This is a genomic window from Actinomadura sp. NPDC000600 (assembly GCF_040492135.1).
In the GTDB taxonomy this organism is placed as follows: domain Bacteria; phylum Actinomycetota; class Actinomycetes; order Streptosporangiales; family Streptosporangiaceae; genus Spirillospora.
Map to the genome: position 1 here is coordinate 13,849 of NZ_JBEUPD010000013.1, position 21,902 is coordinate 35,750.

The following is a 21,902-nucleotide window of genomic DNA, read 5'->3' on the forward strand; positions in this document are numbered from 1 at the left end:
CCCCGTTGCGACGCAGGCGATCCTCACGCCGCCGTCGCGGTCGCTGTGCCTGTTGCGGCGTGTGCGGCGTCGCTGCGGTCGCCTGCGTCGGCGGGCAAGCGCGTTCCGCTCGCTGACCTCGCTCCACGCGCCTGCCCGCGCTGCGTTCACCCAGGGGGGCGACCCCCTGGAACCCCCGTTGCGACGCAGGCGATCCTCACGCCGCCGTCGCGGTCGCTGTGCCTGTTGCGGCGTGTGCGGCGTCGCTGCGGTCGCCTGCGTCGGCGGGCATGCGCGTTCCGCTCGCTGCGCTCGCTCCACGCGCCTGCCCGCGCCCCAGCTGAGCACCAAGTCCAAGAGGGTGTGAACCGTCCACGCCCCACGCTCTTGGTCCAACCCTCTTGGACGTGCACACCTTGACGCTCTTGGATGTGCCAGCTGTGGCGCTCTTGGAGTGGACTTGAGCGACGGCGCGGGTCGGGCGGCCGGAAGGCGCTCTGGCGCCTGGAGGTCGCCCGACCCGCCGAGCCGGGCGACCGCAGCGCCACGACACGAACCCGCACGGGCACAACACACCGAAACCGTGGCGTGAGGATCGCCCGGCTCGCAACGGGGGTTCCAGGGGGTCGCCCCCCTGGGAAGACACCGCCCCCCCTGGGAAGACACAGCTAGCGCACGCCGTAGAGGTGCTCCAGGGCGAGCTGGTCGAGGAGTTCGAAGGCGGTGCGGCGGGCGCCGAGGGCGTCGGCGTCGGCGGTGGCGTCGCGGACCGAGCGCCAGTCCTCGCCGTCGGCCAGGGTGGGCTGGGCGAGTTCCTCCAGCTTGGCCTGGCGCAGGGCGTCCTGGACGTCGGGGTCGGCGCGGAAGGCGCGGGCCTTCTCGCGCAGGATCAGCCAGTTGCGCATGCACGCGGCCGCCGACTCCCACACGCCCTCGTCGTCCTCGGTGCGCGGCGGCTTGAAGTCGAAGTGGATCGGGCCGTCGTAGTCGCTGCGGTCGATGAGGTCGACGACCCAGAACGCGCCGCGCGCGTTGCCGGCGCCGAAGCGCAGGTCCTGGTCGTAGCGGGGGCCGTGCTGCCCGTTCAGATCGATGTGGAACAGCTTGCCCTGCCACAGCGCCTGCGCGAGGCCGTGCGCGTAGTTCAGCCCGGCCATCTCCTCGTGCCCGACCTCGGGGTTCAGCCCGACGGTGTCGGGGCGCTCCAGGGTCTGGATGAACGCGAGCGCGTGGCCGATGGTGGGCAGCAGGATGTCGCCGCGCGGCTCGTTCGGCTTCGGCTCGATCGCGAAGCGGAGGTCGTAGCCCTGGTCGGCGACGTAGGCGCCGAGGACGTCGAAGGCCTCCTTGTAGCGGTCCAGCGCCGCCTGGACGTCCTTGGCGGCCCCGGACTCGGCGCCCTCCCGCCCGCCCCAGCACACGTAGGTGCGGGCGCCGAGCTCGGCGGCCAGGTCCAGGTTGTCCATGACCTTGCGCAGCGCGAACCGGCGGACCTCGCGGTCGTTGGCGGTGAACGCGCCGTCCTTGAAGATCGGGTGGCCGAACAGGTTCGTGGTGGCGGTGGTGACCACGAGGCCCGTCTCGTCGAGGGCCTTCCTGAACGCGTCGATCGCGCCCTGCCGCTCGGCGGGCGTGGCGTCGAAGTCGAACACGTCGTTGTCGTGGAAGTTGACGCCGTAGGCGCCGATCTCGGCGAGCTTGCGGACGGCGCGGTCGGCGGGCATCGGCGGGCGGGTGCCGGGGCCGAACACGTCGACGCCCTGCCAGCCGACCGTCCAGACGCCGAACGAGAAGCGGTCCTCGGGGGTGGGGGTGTAGTCGCTCACGGGTTCCTCCTCAGATCTCCGGGGCGGCGTCGCGCAGCGCGGCGTAGCGTGCGCGGACCCCGGCATCGGTGCGGTCGGCGGTGTACTCGGTCGCGGGCGGCGCCGGCCAGGCGGGCGGTTCCGGCGTCCCGGCCAGCGCCCAGGCCGCCTGGCGGGCGGCGCCGAGCGCGACGTACTCGGCGGGCTCGGGGACCGTGACCGGCATCCCGAAGATCGCCGGGGCGAGGGTCCGGACGGCCGCGGCGCGGGCGCCGCCGCCGATCAGCAGGACGCGGCGCGGCCGGGCGCCGTGCGCGGCGAGATGGTCGACGGCGTCGGCGAGCGAGCACAGCAGCGCCTCCACGGCGGCCCGCGCGAGGTTCTCCCGCGTCGCGTTGGACGTGGTGAGCCCCGCGAGCACGCCGGTGGCGTCCGGGCGGTCGGGGGTGCGCTCGCCGTCGAGGTAGGGGAGCAGCGTCAGGCCGCCCGCGCCCGGCTCGGCGGCGAGAGCCAGCGCGGACAACTCGTCCAGCGCGGCCCCGGTCAGCGCGGCGGCGGCCGAGAGGATCCGCGCGGCGTTCAGCGTGCAGACGAGTGGAAGGAACCGGCCGGTGGCGTCGGCGAACCCCGCGACGAGCCCGGCCGGGTCGGCCGCGGGCTCGCCGGCGACCGCGAACGCCGTGCCGGAGGTGCCGATCGAGACGACCGCGTCGCCGGGCTCTAGGCCGAGGCCGAGCGCGGCGCCCATGTTGTCGCCGGTGCCGGGGGCGAGGACCGCGCCCCAGGGGGTCTCGCCGACGCGCTCGCCGGGCGCGGCGACGCGGGGCGTCGCGGCGTCGCGGCCGAGCGCGGCGCGCAGCAGGTCCGGCAGGTAGGCGCCGGTCGCGGGGGACCAGTAGCCGGTGCCGGACGCGTCGCCCCGGTCGGTCACCGGCTCGGACGCGCCGAGCCGCAGCGTGAGCCAGTCGTGCGGGAGCATGACCTGCTCGGTGCGGCGCGCGTGGTCCGGCTCGTGCTCGGCCATCCAGCGCAGCTTGGTCACGGTGAACGACGCGAGCGGCACGCTGCCGGTCCGCTCCGCCCAGGCCTTCGCGCCGCCGAACTCCTCGACGAGGGCGCGGGCCTGCGGCGCCGAGCGGGTGTCGTTCCACAGCAGCGCGGGCCGGACGACCTCGCCCGCGCCGTCGAGCGCGACCATGCCGTGCTGCTGCGCGGCGACGGCGACCGCGTCGGCGCGTTCGAGCAGCTCCCGGACCTGCGACAGCGCGCTCCACCAGTGGTCGGGGTGGCACTCAGTACCGTCCGGATGGGGGGCGGAGGCGGTCGCGACCACGGCGCCGTCCTCGGCGCGGCACAGCACGGCCTTCGTCGACTGGGTCGAGGAGTCGACGCCCGCGACCAGGCTTTCGGGCATCGTCCCGCCTTTCGTAAAGAGCTTGGACTAATTAACCTAGCAGAGGGTCTCGGCCCTGCCTATACACGCGATTCATTTAGGGTTTGCCCATGACGAAGTCCGCCAACGCCCCCGTCCGGCACGCGACGATGCGCGAGCGGAACCTCGCCGTCGTCCTGGAGCACGTGGCCCGCCACCAGCCCGTGACGCGGGCGCGCCTGGCCGAGCTGACCGGCTTCACCAAGACGACGGTGTCCAACCTCGTCTCCCTGCTGGAGGGCGCGGGCCTGGTGCGGGACGGCGCGCCGGTGCACGAGGGGGAGCGCGGACGCCCCGGCGTGGGCGTGTCCGTCCACGGCGACGGCGCCGCCGGACTCGGCCTGGAGGTCAACGTCGACTACCTCTCCGCCTGCGTCCTCGACCTCGCCAAGCAGGTCCGCTACCGGCACGTGGTCAGCTCCGACAACCGCGGTCGCGAGCCCGGCGCCGTCCTCGCCGCGCTGTCCGCGCTCGCGGGCGAGGCGGTCGCCGCCGCCGCGGGGCAGGGCCTGACCGTCGCCGGCGCCGCGGTCGCCCTGCCCGGCCTGCTCGACCGCGAGAACGGGGTGGTGCGGCACGCACCGAACCTCGGCTGGACGGACGTCCCCGTCACCGGCGTGCCGGGCCTGGCGACCGCGTTGCCCGCCGAGTACGACAACGAGGCCAACCTGGCGGCCCTCGGCGAGCTGTGGTTCGGCGGCGGTGCCCGGTTCGGCGACTTCGTGCACGTCTCGGGGGAGATCGGGATCGGCGCCGGGATCGTCGTGGACGGGCGGGTATTCCGCGGCGCGCACGGCTTCGCCGGCGAGCTCGGGCATCTGGTGGCCGACCCGTCCGGCCCCGCCTGCTCCTGCGGCGGGCGCGGCTGCCTGGAGCAGGTCGCCGGGCAGGAGGCGATGCTGCGCGCGGCGGGCCTGCCGGCGACGCGGCCCGCGGCAGGGCCGGAGGGGTCGGTCGGCCGGCTGGTCGACCGCCTCGACGCGGGCGACGCGGCGGCACTGGAGGCGGTGGCCCGGGCGGGGCGCGCGCTCGGCGGCGCCCTGGCCTCGGTCGTCAACCTGATCGACCCGGACACCGTCGTGCTCGGCGGGGTCTTCTCCCCGCTCGCCGCCTGGATCCGGCCCCCGCTGGAGGGCGTCCTCGCGGCGGGGCCGGGCTCGCTGCGGCGCGGCGCGCCGCCGGTCGAGGTCTCCGGCCTGGCCGAGGGCGCCGCGGTCCTCGGCGCCGCGGGCCTCGTCGTGCAGCGCGTGATCGCCGACCCCGCGCTGCTCCTCTAGAGCGGGCGGTACTCGAACCAGTCGAAGTCGGCGCGGCCGCCGCCCGCCCGGCCGTTGGACGTGGCGTAGAGGCCGATGTAGGCGCCGGTGAAGCCGCCCGCGACCTGGCTGCTGAGGATGTCGCCGTCCACCGGGCCGCCGAGCGGCGTCCACTCGCCCGGAGCGATGCCGTAGAACGCCTGGTACCAGCGTCCGTGCGCCTCGAAGCCCAGCCGGACGGCTCCTCGCACGGCGGGCCCCTCGGCGAGCACGGTCTCGACCCCCCGCTCGCGCTCGACCAGGCGAAGCCCCTGTTCCGTCGACACCAGCAGGACGTGGAAGTCGTTGTTCTGGACGAGGGCGAGCCCGGCCCACTCCTCGTCGGCCGGTGCGAAGTCGAGCGAGGTGAAGGCGGCGAAGTCGGGGTGCTGCTGGCGCCGCCCGACGAACGACGGGTTCGCCGCGTCCGCGAGCGTCTCCGGACGGGCGCGCAGCCGCAGATGCCCGGGGCGCTCGGTCAGGTTCCACCAGCGTTCGCGCGGCGTCCGCAGCATGTTCCAGGCGGCGCCGAGCTCGGGCCCGTCGAAGTGGTCGCATGCCGGGGCGGCGGGCCACGGGTGCGGCGGCAGCGACGGGACCGGGTGGCTCGGCTCGATCCGCCCGCCGGTCACCGGCCAGCCGTCCTCCCAGGTGACCGGGGTCAGGAAGGTCTCCCGGCCGAGGACGCACCGGTCGAGGTGGTGCGGGCGCATCGCGAGCAGGACCATCCACCATTCGCCGTCCGGCGTGTCCACGAGGTCGGCGTGCCCCGCCCCGACGACCGGATGCCCGGTGCCGAGGTTGCGGTGGGTCAGCACCGGATTGCGCGGGTTCCCCTCGTAGGGGCCGGTGACGGCGTCGGCGCGGGCGACCATCACCGCGTGGTCGAGCGCGGTGCCGCCCTCGGCCGTGAGCAGGACGTACCGGCCGCCGATCTTGTAGAGGTGGGAGCCCTCGGACCAGATCGCCCCCTTCACCGCACCGTCCCAGATGACGTGCTCCTCGCCGGTCAGCGCGAGGGCCGCCGGGTCGAACTCGCGCAGCCAGATCTCGGTGTGCCCCTCGTACCGCCCCGTCGGCCGGGTGCCGGTGCACCACGCGCGGCCGTCGTCGTCGAAGAACAGGGACGGGTCGATGCCGTCGCCGTCCAGCCGGTGCGCCTCCGACCACGGCCCGGCCGGGTCGGAGGCGGTCATCACGAAGTGCCCGGACCACCGCGTCCCGTCCACGAGCGTGCAGACCAGGTAGAAGGTCCCGTCGTGGTGGCGAAGGGTCGGCGCGTACAGCCCGCCGGACGCCGGGACCCCGTCCAGCGGCAGCTGGCCGGCCCGGTCGAGCGCGTGCCCCACCTGGCGCCAGTGCACGAGGTCGCGGCTGTGGAACACCGGGAGTCCGGGGAACCACTCGAACGTCGAGGTCACGAGGTAGAAGTCGGCGCCCACGCGGCAGACCGTCGGGTCGGGGTGGCAGCCCGGCAGTACGGGGTTGCGGAACGCGGTCACAGCGGCGTCACCTCCACCGGGACGGTGAGGACCCGGTCCGGGCCGAGCTCGCGGACGGGCCCGTCGAGCGTGAACGAGCCGCGCAGCGGCAGGTCGGCGCTCGACCGGCCCACGGCGACCTCGATGGCGCCGGGCTCGACGATGCGCCGCAGGCCGGCGCCGGTGAAGGAGGTCCGGTCGGCGTGCACCCGGAACCCGACCCGCGCCGCCTCTCCCGGCTCCAGCCGCACCCTGGCCCATCCGGCGAGCCAGCGCGCGGGCCGCACCACCGACGCGACCGGGTCGGACAGGTACAGCTGCGCGACCTCCGTCCCGGCCCGCTCCCCGGTGTTCCGGACGACCGCGCTGACCGTCACCGCCCCGTCGGTCGCCGCCCGCTCGTCCGCGCGCAGGTCCTCGTACTCGAACGACGTCCAGGTCAGCCCGTGGCCGAACGGGTAGAGCGGGAGGGGGTCGACCACGCTCCAGTCGTGCCCGCCGTCCATCAGCGACCGCAGGTAGGTGACCGGCGGGCCGGACGCGCGGCGCGGCACGCTGATCGGCATCCGCCCCGACGGCTCGACCCGGCCCGACAGGACCCCCGCGACGGCCCCGCCGCCCTCCTCGCCGGGGAAGAACGCCTGCACGACGGCGGCGGCCCGGTCGGCCAGGGACTCGATCGCGTACGGGCGCCCGGTCAGCATCACCAGGACCGTCGGCGTGCCGGTGTCCAGGACCGCCGCGGCCAGCTCGGCCTGCCGCCCGGGCAGCGCGAGCGTCTCGGCGTCGCAGCCCTCGCCGGACGTGCCGCGGCCGAAGAGCCCGGCCCGGTCGCCGAGGGCGAGGACGCACACCTCGGCGTCGCGCGCCGCCGCCACGGCCGCCTCGATGTCGGCGTCGGTGACGAACACGTCGCCCGAGGCGGCGACCCGCACGTCGGGCAGATCGGCGCGCAGGGCGTCCGCCAGCGTGGGGATCGGCACGCCGAGCGGCAGCTCCGGGTGCTCGCGGCCCACGTGGCTCGGGAACGTGTAGCAGCCCAGCATCGCGAACGGGTCGTCCGCGAGCGGCCCCGCCAGCACCACCCCGGAGCCGGAGCGCAGCGGCAGCACGCCGTCGTTCGCCAGCAGGACGACCGACTCCTCGGCCAGCCGCCGGGCCAGGTCCCTGTGCCCGGGGGGATCGAAGTCCGGGTCCGCCCCGTCGCCTTCGCCGGCGGGCCCGTCCAGCAGGCCGAGTTCGGCCTTGAGGGTCAGGACGCGGCCGGCCGCGCGGTCGAGCAGCTCCTCGGGCAGGGCGCCCCGCCGGATCGTCTCGATCAGCGGCTCGCCGTAGCAGCGGACGGTCGGCAGCTCCATGTCGATCCCGGCGCGCAGCGCGAGCGCGGCGGCCTCGCCGCGCGACCCCGCCACCCGGTGCCGGCTCTGCAGGAACGAGATGCCGAAGTAGTCGGCGACGACGACGCCCGTGAAGCCGAGCTCCTCGCGCAGCAGGCCGGTCATCAGACGCTCGTCGGCCGCGGCGGGCATCCCGTCCACGTCGGTGTAGGAGTGCATGACCGAGCGGGCGCCGCCGTCGCGCAGCGCCATCACGAACGGCTCCAGCACGACGTCGGTGAACTCGCGCGGGCCGATCGGCGTCGGCGCCATGTTCCGGCCGGCGCGGGACGCGGAGTACCCGGCGAAGTGCTTGAGCGTGGTGACGATGCCGGACCGTTCCAGGGCGCTCACGTAGGCCGTGCCGAGGACGCCGACGAGGTACGGGTCCTCGCCGATGCACTCCTCCGTCCGCCCCCAGCGGGCGTCGCGGACGACGTCCAGCACGGGCGCGAGGCCCTGGTGGACGCCGGCCGCCCGCATGCTCGCCCCGATCGCGGCGGCCATCTCGCCGACCAGCTCGGGGTCGAAGGTGGCGCCCCACGCGGGCGGGCTGGGGAACACCGTGGCGCCCCACGTCATGAAGCCGTTGAGGCATTCCTCGTGCGCGATCGCCCGGATGCCGAACCGGTTGCCCGCGGCGACGCGGGCCTGGAGCTCGCGGAGCCGGGCGGCGCCCTCGGCCGCCGCGACCGGCCCGGTGCCGAACACGCGGGTGAGCTGGCCGAGGCCGCGGTCGAGGATCTCCTCCAGGGGCGGGGCGTCCTCGTGGGAGTCGTCCTCCATCGGCGCCACGGGCTCGCCCGGTTCGGCGGGCATCGCCCAGAAGCCGGCGAGCTGGCCCGCCTTCTCCTCGGGAGTCATCCGGGCCAGCAGGTCGGCGACCCGCTCGGCGACCGGCAGGCCGCGGTCCTGCCAGGGGCCGCGGGTCGTGCTCGGGGCGGGGGCGGCTTCGGTCATCGTTCCTCCGGGTGGGACGACCAGGCGGGGAGGCGGGGGTGATGCGGTGGAGGCGCGGACGCGCAGGTCGGTGGCCGGCTTCACGCGGGCGGGCGGCGGCGCGGTGGACGCGCGGACGCGCAGGTCGGTGGCCAGCTCCACGCGGGGGGCCAGCGGCGGCCGCCCGTCCAGGAGCTGGAGCAGGGTGCGGGCCGCGACGCGGCCCATCTCCTCCAGCGGCTGCCGGACCGTCGTCAGCGGCGGCGACAGCCACTCGCAGGTCGGCAGGTCGTCGAAGCCGACGACGCTGAGGTCCTCGGGGATGGACAGCCCGGCGAGCCGGGCCGCCTGGTAGGCGCCCATGGCCTGCTCGTCGCTGCCCGCGAAGACCGCGGTGGGCCGCCGGGGCAGCGCCAGCAGCTCGCGGGTGCGGGCGTAGCCGCCGCGGTGGTGGAAGTCGCCGTACCGGACGAGGTCCTTGTCGACCTCGATCCCGGCGCGCTCCAGCGCGGTCCGGTAGCCGTCCACGCGGGCCTTCGTGCAGAGGATGCCGGCCGGTCCGCCGATCATCGCGATGCGGCGGTGGCCGAGCCCGATGAGGTGCTCGGTGGCGGCGAGCCCGCCCGCCCAGTTGGTCGCCCCGACGCTGGCGATCCCGGTGTCCGGGATGTTCACCGGGTCCACCAGGACGAGGCCGACTCCGGCCCGCTCCAGCTGCTGGAGCTGGCGCGGGGTCATCCGGGACGTCACCAGGATGACCCCGTCGCTGTGGTGCAGCGCGGGCAGGTTCTGCCAGCTCGGGGGGCGGGCGTCGTCCTCGCGCACCAGCGAGACGACCACGCCGGCGCCGTGCTCGGCGCACTCGGCCTCCACCCCGCGCAGGATCTCCACCGCCCACGGGCTGTCCAGGCCGGCCAGGACCAGGTCGATCAGGCCGGATCTGCGGGCGCGCCGGGTGCCGCCGGGGCCCGGGTAGTTGTGGCGGCGCAGCAGCGCCTCCACGCGCTCGCGGGTGGCGGCGGCGACGTCGGTGCGGCCGTTCAGGACCTTGGAGACCGTGGCGGGGGAGACGCCCGCCTCGGACGCGATCAGTGCCAGCGTCGGCCGGGACGGCCGGTCCGGCATCTCGTCGGTGGTGCGCACGGGCACGCTTCACTCCTCCCCGGGGAAACGATTGCGAACAGTATCGCAATGTTTCGAACTCTCCTAGCCCCCGTACCGAACCTTCCACCGGTTTCATTCCGGTCTTTCGCCGCGGAAGTCTTGACCCTGGAGAGCCGCTTTCTTAGAGTTCCACGGCAACGGCGAGCTTCGAAGCATTTCGAAAAGTTTCGAACGAGCGTCCTCGCCCCACCCGCTCCAGGCCGAGCCCACCCCCGATCCAGGAGGCCACCCATGGGCATTCCACCGCTGTCGCGCCGTTCCTTCCTCACCGCGGTCTCCGCGGGCGCCGTGCTGGCCACGGCCGCGCCCATGCTCGCCGCCTGCGGCGACGGCGACTCCGGGTCGGGAGGCGGCAAGGTGACCGTCGAGTGGATGGACATCGCGACCACCGAGCCGTCCAAGTCGCTCTATCCGCAGATCGCCAAGGCCTACGAGGCCGCGCACCCGAACGTCAAGATCAAGCTCACCAACCTGGAGAACGAGGCGTACAAGTCGAAGATGACGGCGCTCGTCGCCTCCGGGAAGCTGCCGGACGTCTACGTGACCTGGGGCGGCGGCGTGCTCAAGCAGCAGATCGACGCGGGGCTGGTCAAGAGCCTCGACAAGGACGGGGCGAGCCTGCTGGGCACCATCACCCCGGTCTCGCAGAAGCCGTACCAGTTCGACGGCAAGACCTACGCCGTCCCGTACGACATGGGCATGGTGGGCTTCTGGTACAACAAGCGGCACTTCGAGAAGGCCGGGATCAAGGAGCCCCCGAAGACCTGGGCGGAGTTCCTGGACGCCGTCCGCAAGCTCAAGGGCGCCGGGGTCACCCCCATCGCGCTGGCCGGCAAGGACAAGTGGCCCGGCCACTACTACTGGGCCTACCTGGCGATGCGCGTCGGCGGGATGGCCGCCATGGAGCAGGCCGCGAAGGGCAACGACTTCAACGCGCCGGCGTTCGTCCAGGCCGGGCAGCACCTCAAGGAACTGGTCGACCTGCAGCCCTTCCAGAGCGGATTCCAGAACGCCGGCTACGACACGCCAGGAGGCCAGGCCGCCACCATGGGCTCCGGCAAGGCCGGTATGGAGCTGATGGGGCAGTGGGCGCCCGCGGTGCAGAAGGACGCCTCGGGCAAGGGCATCGGCGACGACCTCGGCTGGTTCCCCTTCCCGACCGTCGACGGGGGACAGGGCTCGGTCACCGACGTGTTCGGCGGCGGTAACGGGCACGCGCTCAGCAAGAACGCCCCCAAGGAGGCGCTGGACTTCCTGGCCTTCCTCATGAACAACGAGAACGAGCGCAAGCTCGTCTCCTCCGGCGCCTTCATGCCGGTCGTCAAGGGCGCCGAGAGCGCGCTCGGCGACGAGAACCGCAAGCAGGTCGCCCAGGCGCTGAACGGTTCCAGCGGGTTCCAGCTCTACCTGGACCAGGCCTTCCCGCCCGCCGTCGGGCAGCAGGTCAACGACAGCGTCGCGGCCCTCGTCGGCGGCAAGAAGACGCCCGACGAGGTGGCGCAGCAGGTGACGAAGGCGGCCAAGAGCCAATGACGTTGTCCGCCACGACCGACGACCGGCCGCGGTTCGCCGCGCGGGCCCCGCGCAAGCGGGCCCGCGGGGCGCCGGCCGGGCGGCTGCGCGGCTGGATGTCCGCCACCTGGTTCCTCCTGCCGGCGCTGCTGCTGTTCTTCTTCTTCGTGCTGATCCCGATCTTCGTCGCGTTCTACACGAGCTTCTTCACCTGGGGCGGCTTCGGCCGGCCCGAGGACTTCGCCGGGCTCGGCAACTACCGGAAGCTCGCCGGCGACCCCGTCTTCCGGGGCGACCTGTGGCGCGGCCTGGTCCTGGTCGTCCTGTCGATCGTCATCCAGCTGCCGATCGCGCTCGGCACCGCCGTGCTGCTGAACCAGCGGATGCGCGGCCGCGCGGTCTACCGGGCGGTCTTCTTCGCGCCCTACATCCTCTCCGAGGTGATCGCCGGCGTCCTGTTCGGCATCATCCTCCTCCCGGAGACCGGTCTCGCCGACCGGCTCGTCGGCGGCCTGCCGGTCGTCGGGAACCTCGCCGGGACGTGGTTCTCCGACCCGAGCACCGCGCTGCCCACCCTGTTCGCCGTCCAGACCTGGAAGTACTTCGGCTTCCACATGATGATCTACCTCGCCGGGCTGCAGGGCATCCCCGGCGAGGTGCTGGAGGCCGCCTCGATCGACGGGGCCGGGCCGTGGCGGCGGTTCCGCAGCGTCACGCTGCCGCTCCTCGGGCCGACGCTGCGGATCAGCGTGTTCCTGTCCGTCATCGGCTCGATCCAGCTGTTCGACCTCGTGTGGGTCACCACGACCGGCGGGCCGACGAATTCCACGGAGACGATGGCCGTCACCATGTTCCAGTTCGGTTTCAAGCGGTACCAGATGGGCTACGCGAGCGCGATCAGCGTGGCCATGTTCCTCATCAGCATGGTCTTCTCCCTGCTCTACCAGCGCTACGCGCTGCGCCGCGACCTGCAGGGCGCCGTCACCTCCGCGGGAGGCCGCCGATGAGGGCGGGCATCGCGCGGAGCGCGTCCCGGCACACCCTGGTGTGGGTGCTCGGCTCCTTCATCGTCGTCCCGCTGCTGTACGCGGTCGTCTCCGGCTTCAAGACCACGGGCGACCTCACCACGGACCCGATCGGGCTGCCCTCGCCGTGGCGGGTGTCGAACTACACCGGCATCCTGTCGTCCGGCGACTTCTGGCGGCAGATCGCCAACAGCGTGATGATCGCCGTGGCCACCACGCTGCTCACCGTCGCGGCGGCGGCGCTGGCGGCGTTCGCGTTCGCCCGCTACGCCTTCCGGGGCCGGGAGTTCTTCTTCACGCTGTTCGCGGCGGGGCTGATGTTCCCGCCCGCCGTGGCGGTGCTCCCGCTGTTCGTCCTGCTGCGCTCGTTCGGCCTGCTGGACAACCCGCTCGGCATCATCCTGCCGCAGGCCGCGTTCGCGCTGCCCATCACGATCATCATCCTGCGCTCGTTCTTCCGGACGATCCCGGCCGAGCTGGAGGAGGCCGCCATCATGGACGGCTGCACCCGCTTCGGGTTCTTCTGGCGCATCCTGCTGCCCATGGCGAGGCCCGCCCTCGGCACCGTGTCGGTCCTCGCCATCGTGACGAGCTGGAACAACTTCTTCCTCCCGCTCCTGGTGCTGGCCGATCCGAAGTGGCAGACGATCCCGGTCGGCATCCAGCAGTTCCAGGGCCAGTACTCGACCAACTACGCGCTCGTCATCGCCTACATCGTGCTCGCGATGGTGCCCGCCATCGCCTTCTACGCCGTGGCCGAGCGCCAGCTGATCGGAGGGCTCACCGCGGGCGCGACGAAGGGCTGAACCCCGCGGGCGCGCCCGCGGCGCACCCGGCCGGGTCCCGTCCCGGCGGCCGATGAAAGCCTGAAAGGCCCGTTCACGGGCCTTGCGGCGCGGAGTTAGCTTCCGCTGGAAAGCACTCTCCTCGGCCCGGTGACGGGAGGAACATGGGCAAGCGACGACGAAGGGCACTGGCCGCGGGGGCGGTGCTCGGCCCCGCGATGATCGCCGGTGCGCTGCTGACGGCCGCGCCGGCGTCCGCGCACGGCGCGATGATGGTGCCCGGCAGCCGCACCTACCTGTGCTGGAAGGACGGCCTGAGCCCGACCGGGCAGATCGTCCCGCACAACCCGGCCTGCGCGGCGGCGGTCGCGCAGAGCGGGCCCAACTCGCTCTACAACTGGTTCGCCGTGCTGCGCTCGGACGGGGCCGGCCGCACCCGCGGCTTCATCCCGGACGGGAAGCTGTGCAGCGGCGGCGCGGTCGTCTACGACTTCAGCGGCTACGACCTCGCCCGCGACGACTGGCCGGTCACGCACCTGACCTCGGGGGGCGAGATCGAGTTCCGGTACAACAAGTGGGCGGCCCATCCGGGAACGTTCCGCACCTACGTCACGAAGGACAGCTGGAGCCCGACCCGGCCCCTCAGCTGGGACGACCTGGAGGACCAGCCGTTCTACAGCGTCACCGACCCGCCGAGCGTCGGCTCGCCCGGCAACGAGGACGCCTACTACCACTGGAACGCCAGGCTGCCGTCCGGCAAGAGCGGGCGCCACATCCTCTACACCGTGTGGCAGCGCTCGGACAGCAACGAGACGTTCTACGGCTGCTCCGACGTGGTCTTCGACGGCGGCAACGGCGAGGTGACCGGCGTCGGCGAGGACGGCGGCGGCCCGACCGACCCGCCCACGGACCCGCCGGGCGACCCCGGCAAGGTCTGCAAGGCCGGCTACCGCTCCACCGGCAGCTGGAACGGCGGCTACCAGGGAGAGATCACGGTCACCAACACCGGCACGCTCCCGCTCGCCGGCTGGATGGCCCACTTCACCTTCGCCAACGGCGAGACGGTCGACAGCCTGTGGAACGGAAGCTTCACGCAGTCCGGCCCCGACGTCACGGTCAAGAACGCGGCCTACAACGGCTCTCTCGCCGTGGGCGCGTCGACCACGTTCGGGTTCACGGTGAAGGCGCCGACCTCGCCTACCGCACTGGAACCGCACTGCATGACCTCCTGAGGCCCGAGCGGAACGTGGCCCGCGGCGCCGGACAGGGGGCGCCGCGGGCCGCTTCCATTCATGGGACGCGCCAAGAGAGGGAACCGCCCTCCGGACAAGGAGAGGCCCCGTGACAGGAGCGTGTCACGGGGCCGTTTCCCTGGTGGCGGTTACTGGACGGGCGGGTTGGCGTTCTTGAGCAGCTCCTGGAACTGGGCGGAGAACCAGTGCCCGGACAGCGGGGCGTCAGGCAGCGCGCCGCTCATGTTGTTGTTGTTGCGCGGGTTGCCGGTGTACGTGGGGTCGCACATCCGGTCGAAGCCCTTGCCCTCGTCGTTCGGGATCTCCTTGCTGGCGCCGTCCGACTCGCCGGGGGGCTTCATCCACACGTAGGCGTCGATGCCGGCGGCCGGGGCCGCCTTGGGACGCTCGCCGAGTCCCGCGCCGGCCTGGTTGCACCAGTTGCCGAGGTGGATGCGCCGGTCGGTCCGGCTGCCGTCCACGTAGGCGTCCACGCTGGTCTTCGGGCCGGGGCCGGTCGGGCGGTTCGCGCCGCCCCAGCCGTTGCGGCTCGTGTCGATCAGCATCCCGATGCCCGAGTCGAAGCCGTCCTTGACGAGCTCCTGCCGGAACGCCTGCGCGTAGGACAGCTCGTCGACGTAGCGGTTCCAGTCGACCCACTTGGACTGCCGGACGGACGTGCCGTTCACGGTGTCGTCGATGGTGAAGTACGGCTCCTGGAGGGCGCCGTAGTTGGCGGTGTTGGTGATGAACCCGGCGACGTTGCTCTTCGAGCCGGACGCCTGCGCGACGGTGGCGAGCAGCTGGGCGGTCGGGCCGAAGTTGTCGTCCCAGCCGATCCAGCCGTGGTGGCCGACGTCGAGGTAGTTGTAGACGTTGGAGATGGCGCCGAGCTTCTGCAGCGCGTAGGCGACGCCCTTCTCGTAGTTGCCGTTGGCCTTCATCACGTTGCATTCCTCGGTGGCGGTCGGCCGGCTGCCCGCGTTGGTGATCAGGTTCGGCAGCGAGTCGATCTCCACGACCGTGACGATCCGCAGGCCGGCGTACTTGGCGTCGCCGAGGATCTGCGCGATCGGGTCGATGAACTGCGACTTGTACTTGTCGAGGTCGTCCGGTCCGAGCTCGCCGTTGGACGCCAGCGCGGAGCAGTCGCGTCCGGGCAGGTCGTAGATGACGAGCTGGATCACCCCGGCGCCCTGGTCGAGGGCCTTGTCGAGGTGGGCGCGCAGGCCCATGGCGCCGCCCGTGCCCTCGATCGCGGCGATCCGGTCCAGCCACACCCCCGTCGGCTGGTTCGCGACCGCGCTGCCGCCGGGCTCGGCCGCGGCCTTGGACGACCAGTCGGGGTTCACGTACGCCTTCACCCCAGCGTAGGGGTTCTCGACGCGGTCGCCCGGCGGCGGGTCGGTGGGCGGGTCCGTCGGGCCCGTCGACCCGTCGCAGACGGTCCCGTTCAGCTTGAACTGCGCGGGTGCCTGGTTGCTGCCGGAGTAGGTGCCCTGGAAGCCGGGGTTGACGGACGCGTTGGTCGCCAGCGTCTGGGCCCAGCTCGGGTTCTTCACGGTGACGTGCTTGCCGGACTGCGTGAACGTCCCGTTCCAGCCCGAGGTCACCTGCTGGTTGCCGGCGAAGTCCCACTCCAGCGTCCAGCCGCTGGTGATCGGGTCGCCGAGGTTGGTGACCGTCACGGAGGCGGTGAACCCGCTGCCCCAGTCGTTGGTGGTGTAGTCGACCTTGCAGCCGGCGGCCGCGCTGGCCTGGGCCTGGGCCAGCGCGACCGTGCCTGAGGCGAGCAGGACGGCCGCCGAGGCGGCCGCCAGGCCGCGCCTGGCGCCGCGGCCGCTGCGCGCGGAGGGGTGTTTCATTCGGATTCCTCCATCTGGTGGGGGTGGGGTTCTGCCAGTGGGGTCAGGGAGCGGACCGCAGGTGGTCGCGCAGTCCGGCGCCGTACGCGGTCGGGGTGCCGTCGTAGGAGCTGATCAGCGAGGGGCCGCTGGAGCAGTCCCAGGTGTTCCACGTCCAGCCGAGGTAGGAGGCTCCGTGCGCGTCCAGCCAGGCCATCAGCGTGTCGACGTAGGAGTGGCCGCAGGTGTTCTCGCCGATCTCGCCCGCGACGAGCGGGACCTGGGCGGCGACGGGGGCGATCTGCTGGTCCCAGCAGGACGCGTCCTTGCAGTAGTTGAAGTTGTAGGAGTGCCAGGCGGCCGCCAGGTTCCCGGTGGGATCGGACGGCTTCTGGGCGAGCCACTGGCCGAGGTCGTTGGAGTAGCTGCTGCCCGCGGCCATGACGACGTTCTGCGCGCCGGTGGAGCGGACGGCGTCGAGGAGGTCCTGCATCCCGGCCGCCTCGTAGGTCAGGCCCGTGCAGGCCGGGCCGCCGTCGCGCCAGCACTTCCACGACTGGGCGTAGTCCATGGTCTGGAGGTTGTTCGGATACGGCTCGTTGAACAGGTCGAACACGACGGCCGTGTCGCCCTTGTACGCGGCCGCCAGCTGCTTCCAGAATTCCGGCGCGTACTGGGCGTCCGGCATGGGCTTCTGGCATTCCGCGGCGGCGGTCTGGCAATGGCTGTCATATCCGGTCCACGACCCGCGGCTCCAGTGCAGTTCGAGGATGGGCGTGATGCCGTTCTCCTCGAGCACCGCGACGTAATTCCCGACGGCGTTCTGGTAGGCGGTGCCGCGGTAGGCGGGATCGACGTTGTCCAGGCCGAGCCAGCAGTCGGAGTTGAGCGGCACCCGGACGCTGTTGACGTTCCAGGTCTTCATCGCGGCGACGGAGGAGGCGTCCATCGGGCCGTCCCAGATCCCGTTGCCCTGGACGCAGGCGAACTCGCCGCCGGACCGGTTCACCCCGCGAAGGCGCACCGTGTTCCCTCCGGCGTCCACGAACCTGTTCCCGGAGACCTTCAGCTTGGGGGCGGGCCCGCCCGGCGGGGGAGTGGTGGGGGGCTCGGTGGTCGGCTCGCCGCCGCCGTTGCAGGCCGTTCCGTTGACCGCGAAGCCGGTGGGCGCCGCGTTCGCGCCGCTGTAGGAGAACTGCGCGCCGGCCTGGACGGACGCGCCCGTCGCGATGGCCGCGTTCCAGCTCTCGTTGGCGACCGTGACGGACCCGCCCGACTGCGTCCACCGGCCGTTCCAGCCGTTCGTGAGGCGCTGGTTCCCGGTGTAGGAGTACGTCAGCGTCCAGCCGTCCACCGCCGGTCCCCGGTTGGTGATCGTGACGGCGGCGGTGAAGCCGGTGCCCCAGTCGTCGACGGTGTAGCCGACCTCGCAGGCGACGGCGGCGCGGGCCGGCGCCGCGCCGAGCGCCGACCCGGCGCCCGCGACGAGCGAGCCCGCCGCGCAGAGCGCGCCGGCCAGCGCGGCCGCCGCGGCGGTGCGGGGGGAAAGCGATCTCATGGGATCTCCGCCTTCACGTCGGACGTCGTACCTTGGGAGCGCTCCCACTCCTTGGACTGCGGTGAACGTAGAACGCCTCGGACGCGGCGGGGAAGCCTTGTTCCATTCCTTTCACGAAGTTTCACGGCGCTTTGCGTGCGCGGTGAAGGGCGGGTGCGGGCGGCCCGTAATCCGTTCTTCACTCGCCTCTTGACACGATCGGCGTCCGATCGGATTCTTGGGAGCGCTCCCACTACTCCCCGACCCGGTCCACCCCCTCGAAAGGCCGGGAACCCCCGAAGGGAGTGCCATCAGCGTGACCGTCATCCACCCCCCGCACGACCCCGCCCTCCCCGACCGCCCGCCGACCCTCGCCCACGTCGCTCAGCTCGCCGGGGTGTCGCCGGCCACGGCGTCCCGCGTGCTGAACGGCTCGGCGCGGGTCAGCAAGGCGGCCCGCCTCCAGGTCGAGGAGGCGGTCGAGCGGCTCGGCTACGTCCGGCGCCGGAGCGGCTCTCCCGACCGGGAGTCCTCCGGCACCATCGCCGCCGTCGTCTGCGAGGACGGCTGCCGCGTCCTCGGCGACCCGTTCTTCGCGCGCCTGCTCTGGGGTGTGCGCCGCGAGCTCGGGGGCCGCGCCCCGCTCGTCGTCCTCATGGCCGGGCGGGCGGAGGAGTGGCGGGCGACCACCGGCTACCTGCGCGGCGGCCGGGCCGAGGGCGTGCTCCTCGTCGGCGCCCGCCGCGACCAGGTCGCCCCGCTCGTGCAGGCCGCCGCCGGCGCTCCCGTGGTGCTCGCCGGCCGCCCCCTCGACGAGGTGGCGCTGCCGTACGTCGACGTGGACAACCGGGGCGGCGCGCACGCCGCCGTCCGGCACCTGCTCGCCTCGGGCCGCCGCCGGATCGGCACCATCGCCGGACCCGCCGACATGGGCGCCGCCGTCGACCGGCTCGCCGGCTACCGCATCGCGGCGCGCGAGGCCGGGATGGGCGTCAACGGGCTGGTCTGCCAGGGCGACTTCGGCCGGCTGTCCGGCGAGCGGGCGATGCGCCGCTTACTGGAACGCCGGCCGGACGTCGACGCGGTGCTCGCCGCGTCCGACCAGATGGCGGTCGGCGCGCTCAGTGCGCTGCGCCGGGCGGGCCGCCGCGTCCCGGACGACGTGGCGCTCGTCGGGTTCGACGACGCTCCGGTCGCCCAGCAGGTCCGGCCCCGGCTGACGACCGTCCGGCAGCCGGCCGAGGACCTCGGCGCCCGCCTGGCGCGCGAGCTGCGCGCCTGCACCGGCGGCAGGCCGAACACCGAGCGCGGCGTCGTGCTGCGCACCAAGTTGATCATCAGGGAGTCCGGCTGACGGCTCCGGGCTGACGCCGCACCGTCCTCCACGCCACCGCCGCCTCCGCGCTCCGCCGGTGGTGCGGCACGCCATGCCCGGGCACCGGGCGCGACAGGAAGGAACACCAGGTGAGAAGACGTCAACGATGGCGCGCGTTCACGGCCGTGGGCGCGACGCTGGCGCTGCTGTGCGGCGGCCTGGGCGTCATGGCCCCGGCGCACGCCGCCGCCGCGTCGTGCAAGGTCGTCTACAAGAAGAACGACTGGGGCAACGGGTTCACGGCTGGCATCGACATCACCAACCAGGGCGACGCCATAGACGGCTGGAAGCTGACGTACTCCTACTCGGGGAACCAGAAGCTGTCGAACGGCTGGTCGGCGAAGTGGTCGCAGTCGGGCCAGCAGGTCACCGTCGAGAACGAGACCTGGAACCGGACGCTCGCGTCCGGCGCCTCGCTGAACGTCGGCGCGCAGTTCACCTACAGCGGGACGAACACCGACCCCACCGCGTTCAGCCTCAACGGCACGCCGTGCAACCAGAGCTCGTCCGCCCCGACGGTCGCGCTGACGAGCCCGTCCGCCGGCGCGACGTACTCGGTGGGCGCCGCGGTGCCGATCGCCGCCACCGCGGCGGCCGGGTCGGGCGCGACCGTGTCCAAGGTCGAGTTCTTCGACCAGGACGGGTCGCTCGGCGCGGCCGACACCACCGCGCCGTACGGCCTGACCTGGACCCCGACCGCGGCCGGCTCCTACTCGATCTACGCCAAGGTGACCGACAGCAACGGCGGGACGGCCGAGTCCGCGCCGGTGGGCGTCACGGTGACCGCCGCGGCGAGCGTCGTGGCGAGCCCCACCGCGCTGACCGTCGCGCAGGGCGCGAAGGCCACTTACGCGGTGAAGCTGTCCGAGGCCCCCTCCGGCACGGTCACCGTGACGACGACCCGGACGGCGGGCAACTCCGGCCTGTCGGTGACCGGCGGCGGGACGCTGACCTTCACGCCGCAGAACTGGTCCACCGCCCAGAACGTGACGATCAGCGCCGACGCCTCCGGGACGGGCCAGGCGACGTTCACCTCCGCCGCCTCCGGCTACACGGCGGCCAAGGTCACCGCGACCGAGGTGGCGACCTCCGGCGACGTCTACACCCAGCGGTTCCTCGACCAGTACAACAAGATCAAGGACCCGGCGAACGGCTACTTCAGCCCCGAGGGCATCCCGTACCACTCGGTGGAGACGTTCATGGTCGAAGCCCCCGACCACGGGCACGAGACGACGTCCGAGGCCTACAGCTACCTCATCTGGCTGGAGGCCATGTACGGCAAGGTCACGCAGAACTGGGCCCCCTTCAACGCCTCCTGGGCGCTGATGGAGAAGTACATGATCCCGACGCACGCGGACCAGCCGACGAACTCCTTCTACAACGCCTCCAAGCCCGCCACCTACGCCTCCGAGCACCCCGAGGTGAGCGACTACCCGTCGCAGATCGACGGGAGCGTCCCGGTCGGGCAGGACCCGATCGCGAGCGAGCTGAAGTCCGCCTACGGCACCGACGACATCTACGGGATGCACTGGCTGCAGGACGTGGACAACGTCTACGGGTACGGCAACACGCCCGGCGGCGGCTGCGAGAACGGCCCGAGCGCGGACGGCCCCTCCTACATCAACACCTACCAGCGCGGAGCGCAGGAGTCGGTGTTCGAGACCGTCCCGCAGCCGACGTGCGACAAGTTCGCGTTCGGCGGCACCAACGGCTACCTCGACCTGTTCATCAAGGACTCCTCCTACGCCAAGCAGTGGAAGTTCACCGACGCGCCGGACGCCGACGCGCGCGCCATCCAGGCCGCGTACTGGGCGAACGCCTGGGCCAAGGAGCAAGGCAACTCCGGTGACGTCTCGGCCACCGTGGCCAAGGCCGGAAAGATGGGCGACTACCTGCGCTACTCGTTCTTCGACAAGTACTTCAAGAAGATCGGCGACTGCCATTCGCCCACGTCCTGCCCCGCCGGGTCGGGCAAGGACAGCGAGCACTACCTGCTGTCCTGGTACTACGCCTGGGGCGGCGCCACGGACACGAACGCCGGATGGTCGTGGCGCATCGGCGACGGCGCCTCGCACTTCGGCTACCAGAACCCCCTGGCCGCCTACGCCCTGGTGAACGACGCAGCGCTCGCGCCGAAGGGCGCGACGGCCAAGGCCGACTGGGACAAGAGCCTCACCCGGCAGCTCCAGCTCTACAAGTGGCTGCAGTCCGCCGAGGGCGCGATCGCCGGCGGCGTCACCAACAGCTGGGAGGGCAGCTACAGCACGCCCCCGACCGGCCTGACCGAGTTCTTCGGCATGGCCTACGACTGGCAGCCCGTCTACCACGACCCGCCGAGCAACCAGTGGTTCGGCTTCCAGGCGTGGTCGATGGAGCGCGTGGCCGAGTACTACCAGGTCACCGGCGACGCGTCCGCCAAGGCGATCCTCGACAAGTGGGTCTCCTGGGCGCTGTCGCAGACGACGGTCGACCCGTCCACGGGCGGCATCAAGATCCCGTCCACCCTCAAGTGGACGGGGCAGCCCGACGCGAACTGGTCGTCGGCCACCGGGATGCCGGCCGCGAACACCGGCCTGCACGTCTCGGTGCAGGACTACACCGACGACGTCGGCGTGGCCGCCGCGTACGCCAAGACCCTGGCGTACTACGCCGCAAAGTCCGGTGACGCCGACGCCAAGCAGACCGCCAAGGACCTGCTCGACGCCATCTGGAAGCACACCGACGCGAAGGGCGTCTCCGTCCAGGAGAGCAAGTCCGACTACAAGCGCATCGCCGACCCGGTCTACATCCCCTCCGGCTGGAGCGGCAAGATGCCGAACGGCGACCCGATCAACTCCAGCTCGACGTTCATGTCCATCCGCTCCTTCTACAAGAGCGACCCCGACTACGCGCGCGTGTGGGCGTACGCCAGCGGCCAGAGTTCCACGGTGCCGGTGTTCACCTACCACCGCTTCTGGGCCCAGGCGGACATAGCCCTGGCCATGGCCGACTACGGCCGCCTCTTCAACGAGTGACACCCATCGCACGAGGGCCCGTCGCGACGCTTGCCGCGACGGGCCCTCTGCCCGTCCAAAGGGCCCGCCACCAGGAGCGACGGCCGGATCTCCCGCCCACCCCGTAT

General features: G+C 72.7%; 13 protein-coding genes. 7 read left to right on the forward strand and 6 right to left on the reverse strand.

The window, feature by feature from the left end; genetic code table 11:
- Positions 1-647: 647 nt before the first annotated feature.
- A complete protein-coding gene (gene xylA / locus ABWI07_RS20035) occupies positions 648-1,805 on the reverse strand; it encodes a xylose isomerase (protein ID WP_200841800.1) in 1,158 nt (385 codons plus the stop codon).
- Positions 1,806-1,815: 10 nt separating this feature from the next.
- Complete coding sequence (xylB, locus tag ABWI07_RS20040) at positions 1,816-3,198, reverse strand: xylulokinase (RefSeq protein WP_149258754.1); 1,383 nt, start codon at positions 3,196-3,198, stop codon at positions 1,816-1,818.
- An 89-nt stretch (positions 3,199-3,287) separates the two neighbouring features.
- Here xylB and ABWI07_RS20045 point away from each other — a divergent pair, with 89 nt between their 5' ends.
- Positions 3,288-4,493, forward strand: a complete 1,206-nt coding sequence (locus ABWI07_RS20045; protein ID WP_353819453.1) for an ROK family protein — start codon at positions 3,288-3,290, stop codon at positions 4,491-4,493.
- On the opposite strand, the gene ABWI07_RS20050 is transcribed toward ABWI07_RS20045, so the two are convergent.
- Both ABWI07_RS20050 and ABWI07_RS20055 read right to left on the reverse strand, forming a co-directional pair.
- A complete protein-coding gene (locus tag ABWI07_RS20050; RefSeq protein WP_353819454.1) occupies positions 4,490-6,013 on the reverse strand; it encodes a glycoside hydrolase family 43 protein in 1,524 nt (507 codons plus the stop codon). The two genes, ABWI07_RS20045 and ABWI07_RS20050, sit on opposite strands and share 4 nt — an antisense overlap.
- Entirely contained in the window at positions 6,010-9,456 is a 3,447-nt protein-coding gene (locus tag ABWI07_RS20055) for a glycoside hydrolase family 3 N-terminal domain-containing protein (protein ID WP_149258751.1), read from the reverse strand. The genes ABWI07_RS20050 and ABWI07_RS20055 overlap by 4 nt, the downstream gene beginning before the upstream one ends.
- Before the next feature lie 246 nt (positions 9,457-9,702).
- On the opposite strand from ABWI07_RS20055, the gene ABWI07_RS20060 reads away from it, so the two are divergent.
- The 4 genes from ABWI07_RS20060 to ABWI07_RS20075 all read left to right on the forward strand — a co-directional run bounded on the left by ABWI07_RS20060 (position 9,703) and on the right by ABWI07_RS20075 (position 14,025).
- Positions 9,703-11,004 carry an extracellular solute-binding protein gene (locus ABWI07_RS20060; protein WP_149258750.1) on the forward strand — a complete coding sequence of 434 codons (1,302 nt, stop codon included), beginning with the start codon at positions 9,703-9,705 and terminating at the stop codon, positions 11,002-11,004.
- Positions 11,001-11,990 carry a carbohydrate ABC transporter permease gene (locus tag ABWI07_RS20065; protein WP_149258749.1) on the forward strand — a complete coding sequence of 330 codons (990 nt, stop codon included), beginning with the start codon at positions 11,001-11,003 and terminating at the stop codon, positions 11,988-11,990. The genes ABWI07_RS20060 and ABWI07_RS20065 overlap by 4 nt, the downstream gene beginning before the upstream one ends.
- Positions 11,987-12,814 (forward strand): carbohydrate ABC transporter permease, encoded by an 828-nt coding sequence (locus ABWI07_RS20070; RefSeq protein ID WP_149258748.1) that lies wholly within the window; start codon positions 11,987-11,989, stop codon positions 12,812-12,814. Before ABWI07_RS20065 ends, ABWI07_RS20070 begins: the two co-directional genes overlap by 4 nt.
- A 143-nt stretch (positions 12,815-12,957) precedes the next feature.
- Positions 12,958-14,025 (forward strand): lytic polysaccharide monooxygenase, encoded by a 1,068-nt coding sequence (locus ABWI07_RS20075; protein ID WP_149258747.1) that lies wholly within the window; start codon positions 12,958-12,960, stop codon positions 14,023-14,025.
- Positions 14,026-14,174: 149 nt separating this feature from the next.
- On the opposite strand, the gene ABWI07_RS20080 is transcribed toward ABWI07_RS20075, so the two are convergent.
- Entirely contained in the window at positions 14,175-15,890 is a 1,716-nt protein-coding gene (locus tag ABWI07_RS20080) for a glycoside hydrolase family 6 protein (RefSeq protein ID WP_353819455.1), read from the reverse strand.
- Positions 15,891-15,933: 43 nt separating this feature from the next.
- Positions 15,934-17,427 carry a cellulase family glycosylhydrolase gene (locus tag ABWI07_RS20085; RefSeq protein WP_149258745.1) on the reverse strand — a complete coding sequence of 498 codons (1,494 nt, stop codon included), beginning with the start codon at positions 17,425-17,427 and terminating at the stop codon, positions 15,934-15,936.
- Between the two features lie 295 nt (positions 17,428-17,722).
- On the opposite strand from ABWI07_RS20085, the gene ABWI07_RS20090 reads away from it, so the two are divergent.
- Both ABWI07_RS20090 and ABWI07_RS20095 read left to right on the forward strand, forming a co-directional pair.
- On the forward strand, positions 17,723-18,760 hold the full coding sequence (locus ABWI07_RS20090) for a LacI family DNA-binding transcriptional regulator (protein WP_235036710.1): 1,038 nt from the start codon (positions 17,723-17,725) through the stop codon (positions 18,758-18,760).
- A gap of 110 nt (positions 18,761-18,870) precedes the next feature.
- Entirely contained in the window at positions 18,871-21,795 is a 2,925-nt protein-coding gene (locus ABWI07_RS20095) for a glycoside hydrolase family 48 protein (protein ID WP_353819456.1), read from the forward strand.
- Positions 21,796-21,902 lie beyond the last annotated feature (107 nt).

What these genes read in the sequence shown, in the direction of transcription:
- ABWI07_RS20060 (WP_149258750.1), top strand. Translation starts at nt 9,703, where the DNA reads ATGGGCATTCCACCGCTGTCGCGCCGTTCCTTCCTCACCGCGGTCTCC.
- ABWI07_RS20070 (WP_149258748.1), top strand. Translation starts at nt 11,987, where the DNA reads ATGAGGGCGGGCATCGCGCGGAGCGCGTCCCGGCACACCCTGGTGTGG.
- ABWI07_RS20085 (WP_149258745.1), bottom strand. Translation starts at nt 17,427, where the DNA reads ATGAGATCGCTTTCCCCCCGCACCGCCGCGGCGGCCGCGCTGGCCGGC.
- ABWI07_RS20065 (WP_149258749.1), top strand. Translation starts at nt 11,001, where the DNA reads ATGACGTTGTCCGCCACGACCGACGACCGGCCGCGGTTCGCCGCGCGG.
- ABWI07_RS20080 (WP_353819455.1), bottom strand. Translation starts at nt 15,890, where the DNA reads ATGAAACACCCCTCCGCGCGCAGCGGCCGCGGCGCCAGGCGCGGCCTG.
- ABWI07_RS20045 (WP_353819453.1), top strand. Translation starts at nt 3,288, where the DNA reads ATGACGAAGTCCGCCAACGCCCCCGTCCGGCACGCGACGATGCGCGAG.
- ABWI07_RS20075 (WP_149258747.1), top strand. Translation starts at nt 12,958, where the DNA reads ATGGGCAAGCGACGACGAAGGGCACTGGCCGCGGGGGCGGTGCTCGGC.
- xylB (WP_149258754.1), bottom strand. Translation starts at nt 3,198, where the DNA reads ATGCCCGAAAGCCTGGTCGCGGGCGTCGACTCCTCGACCCAGTCGACG.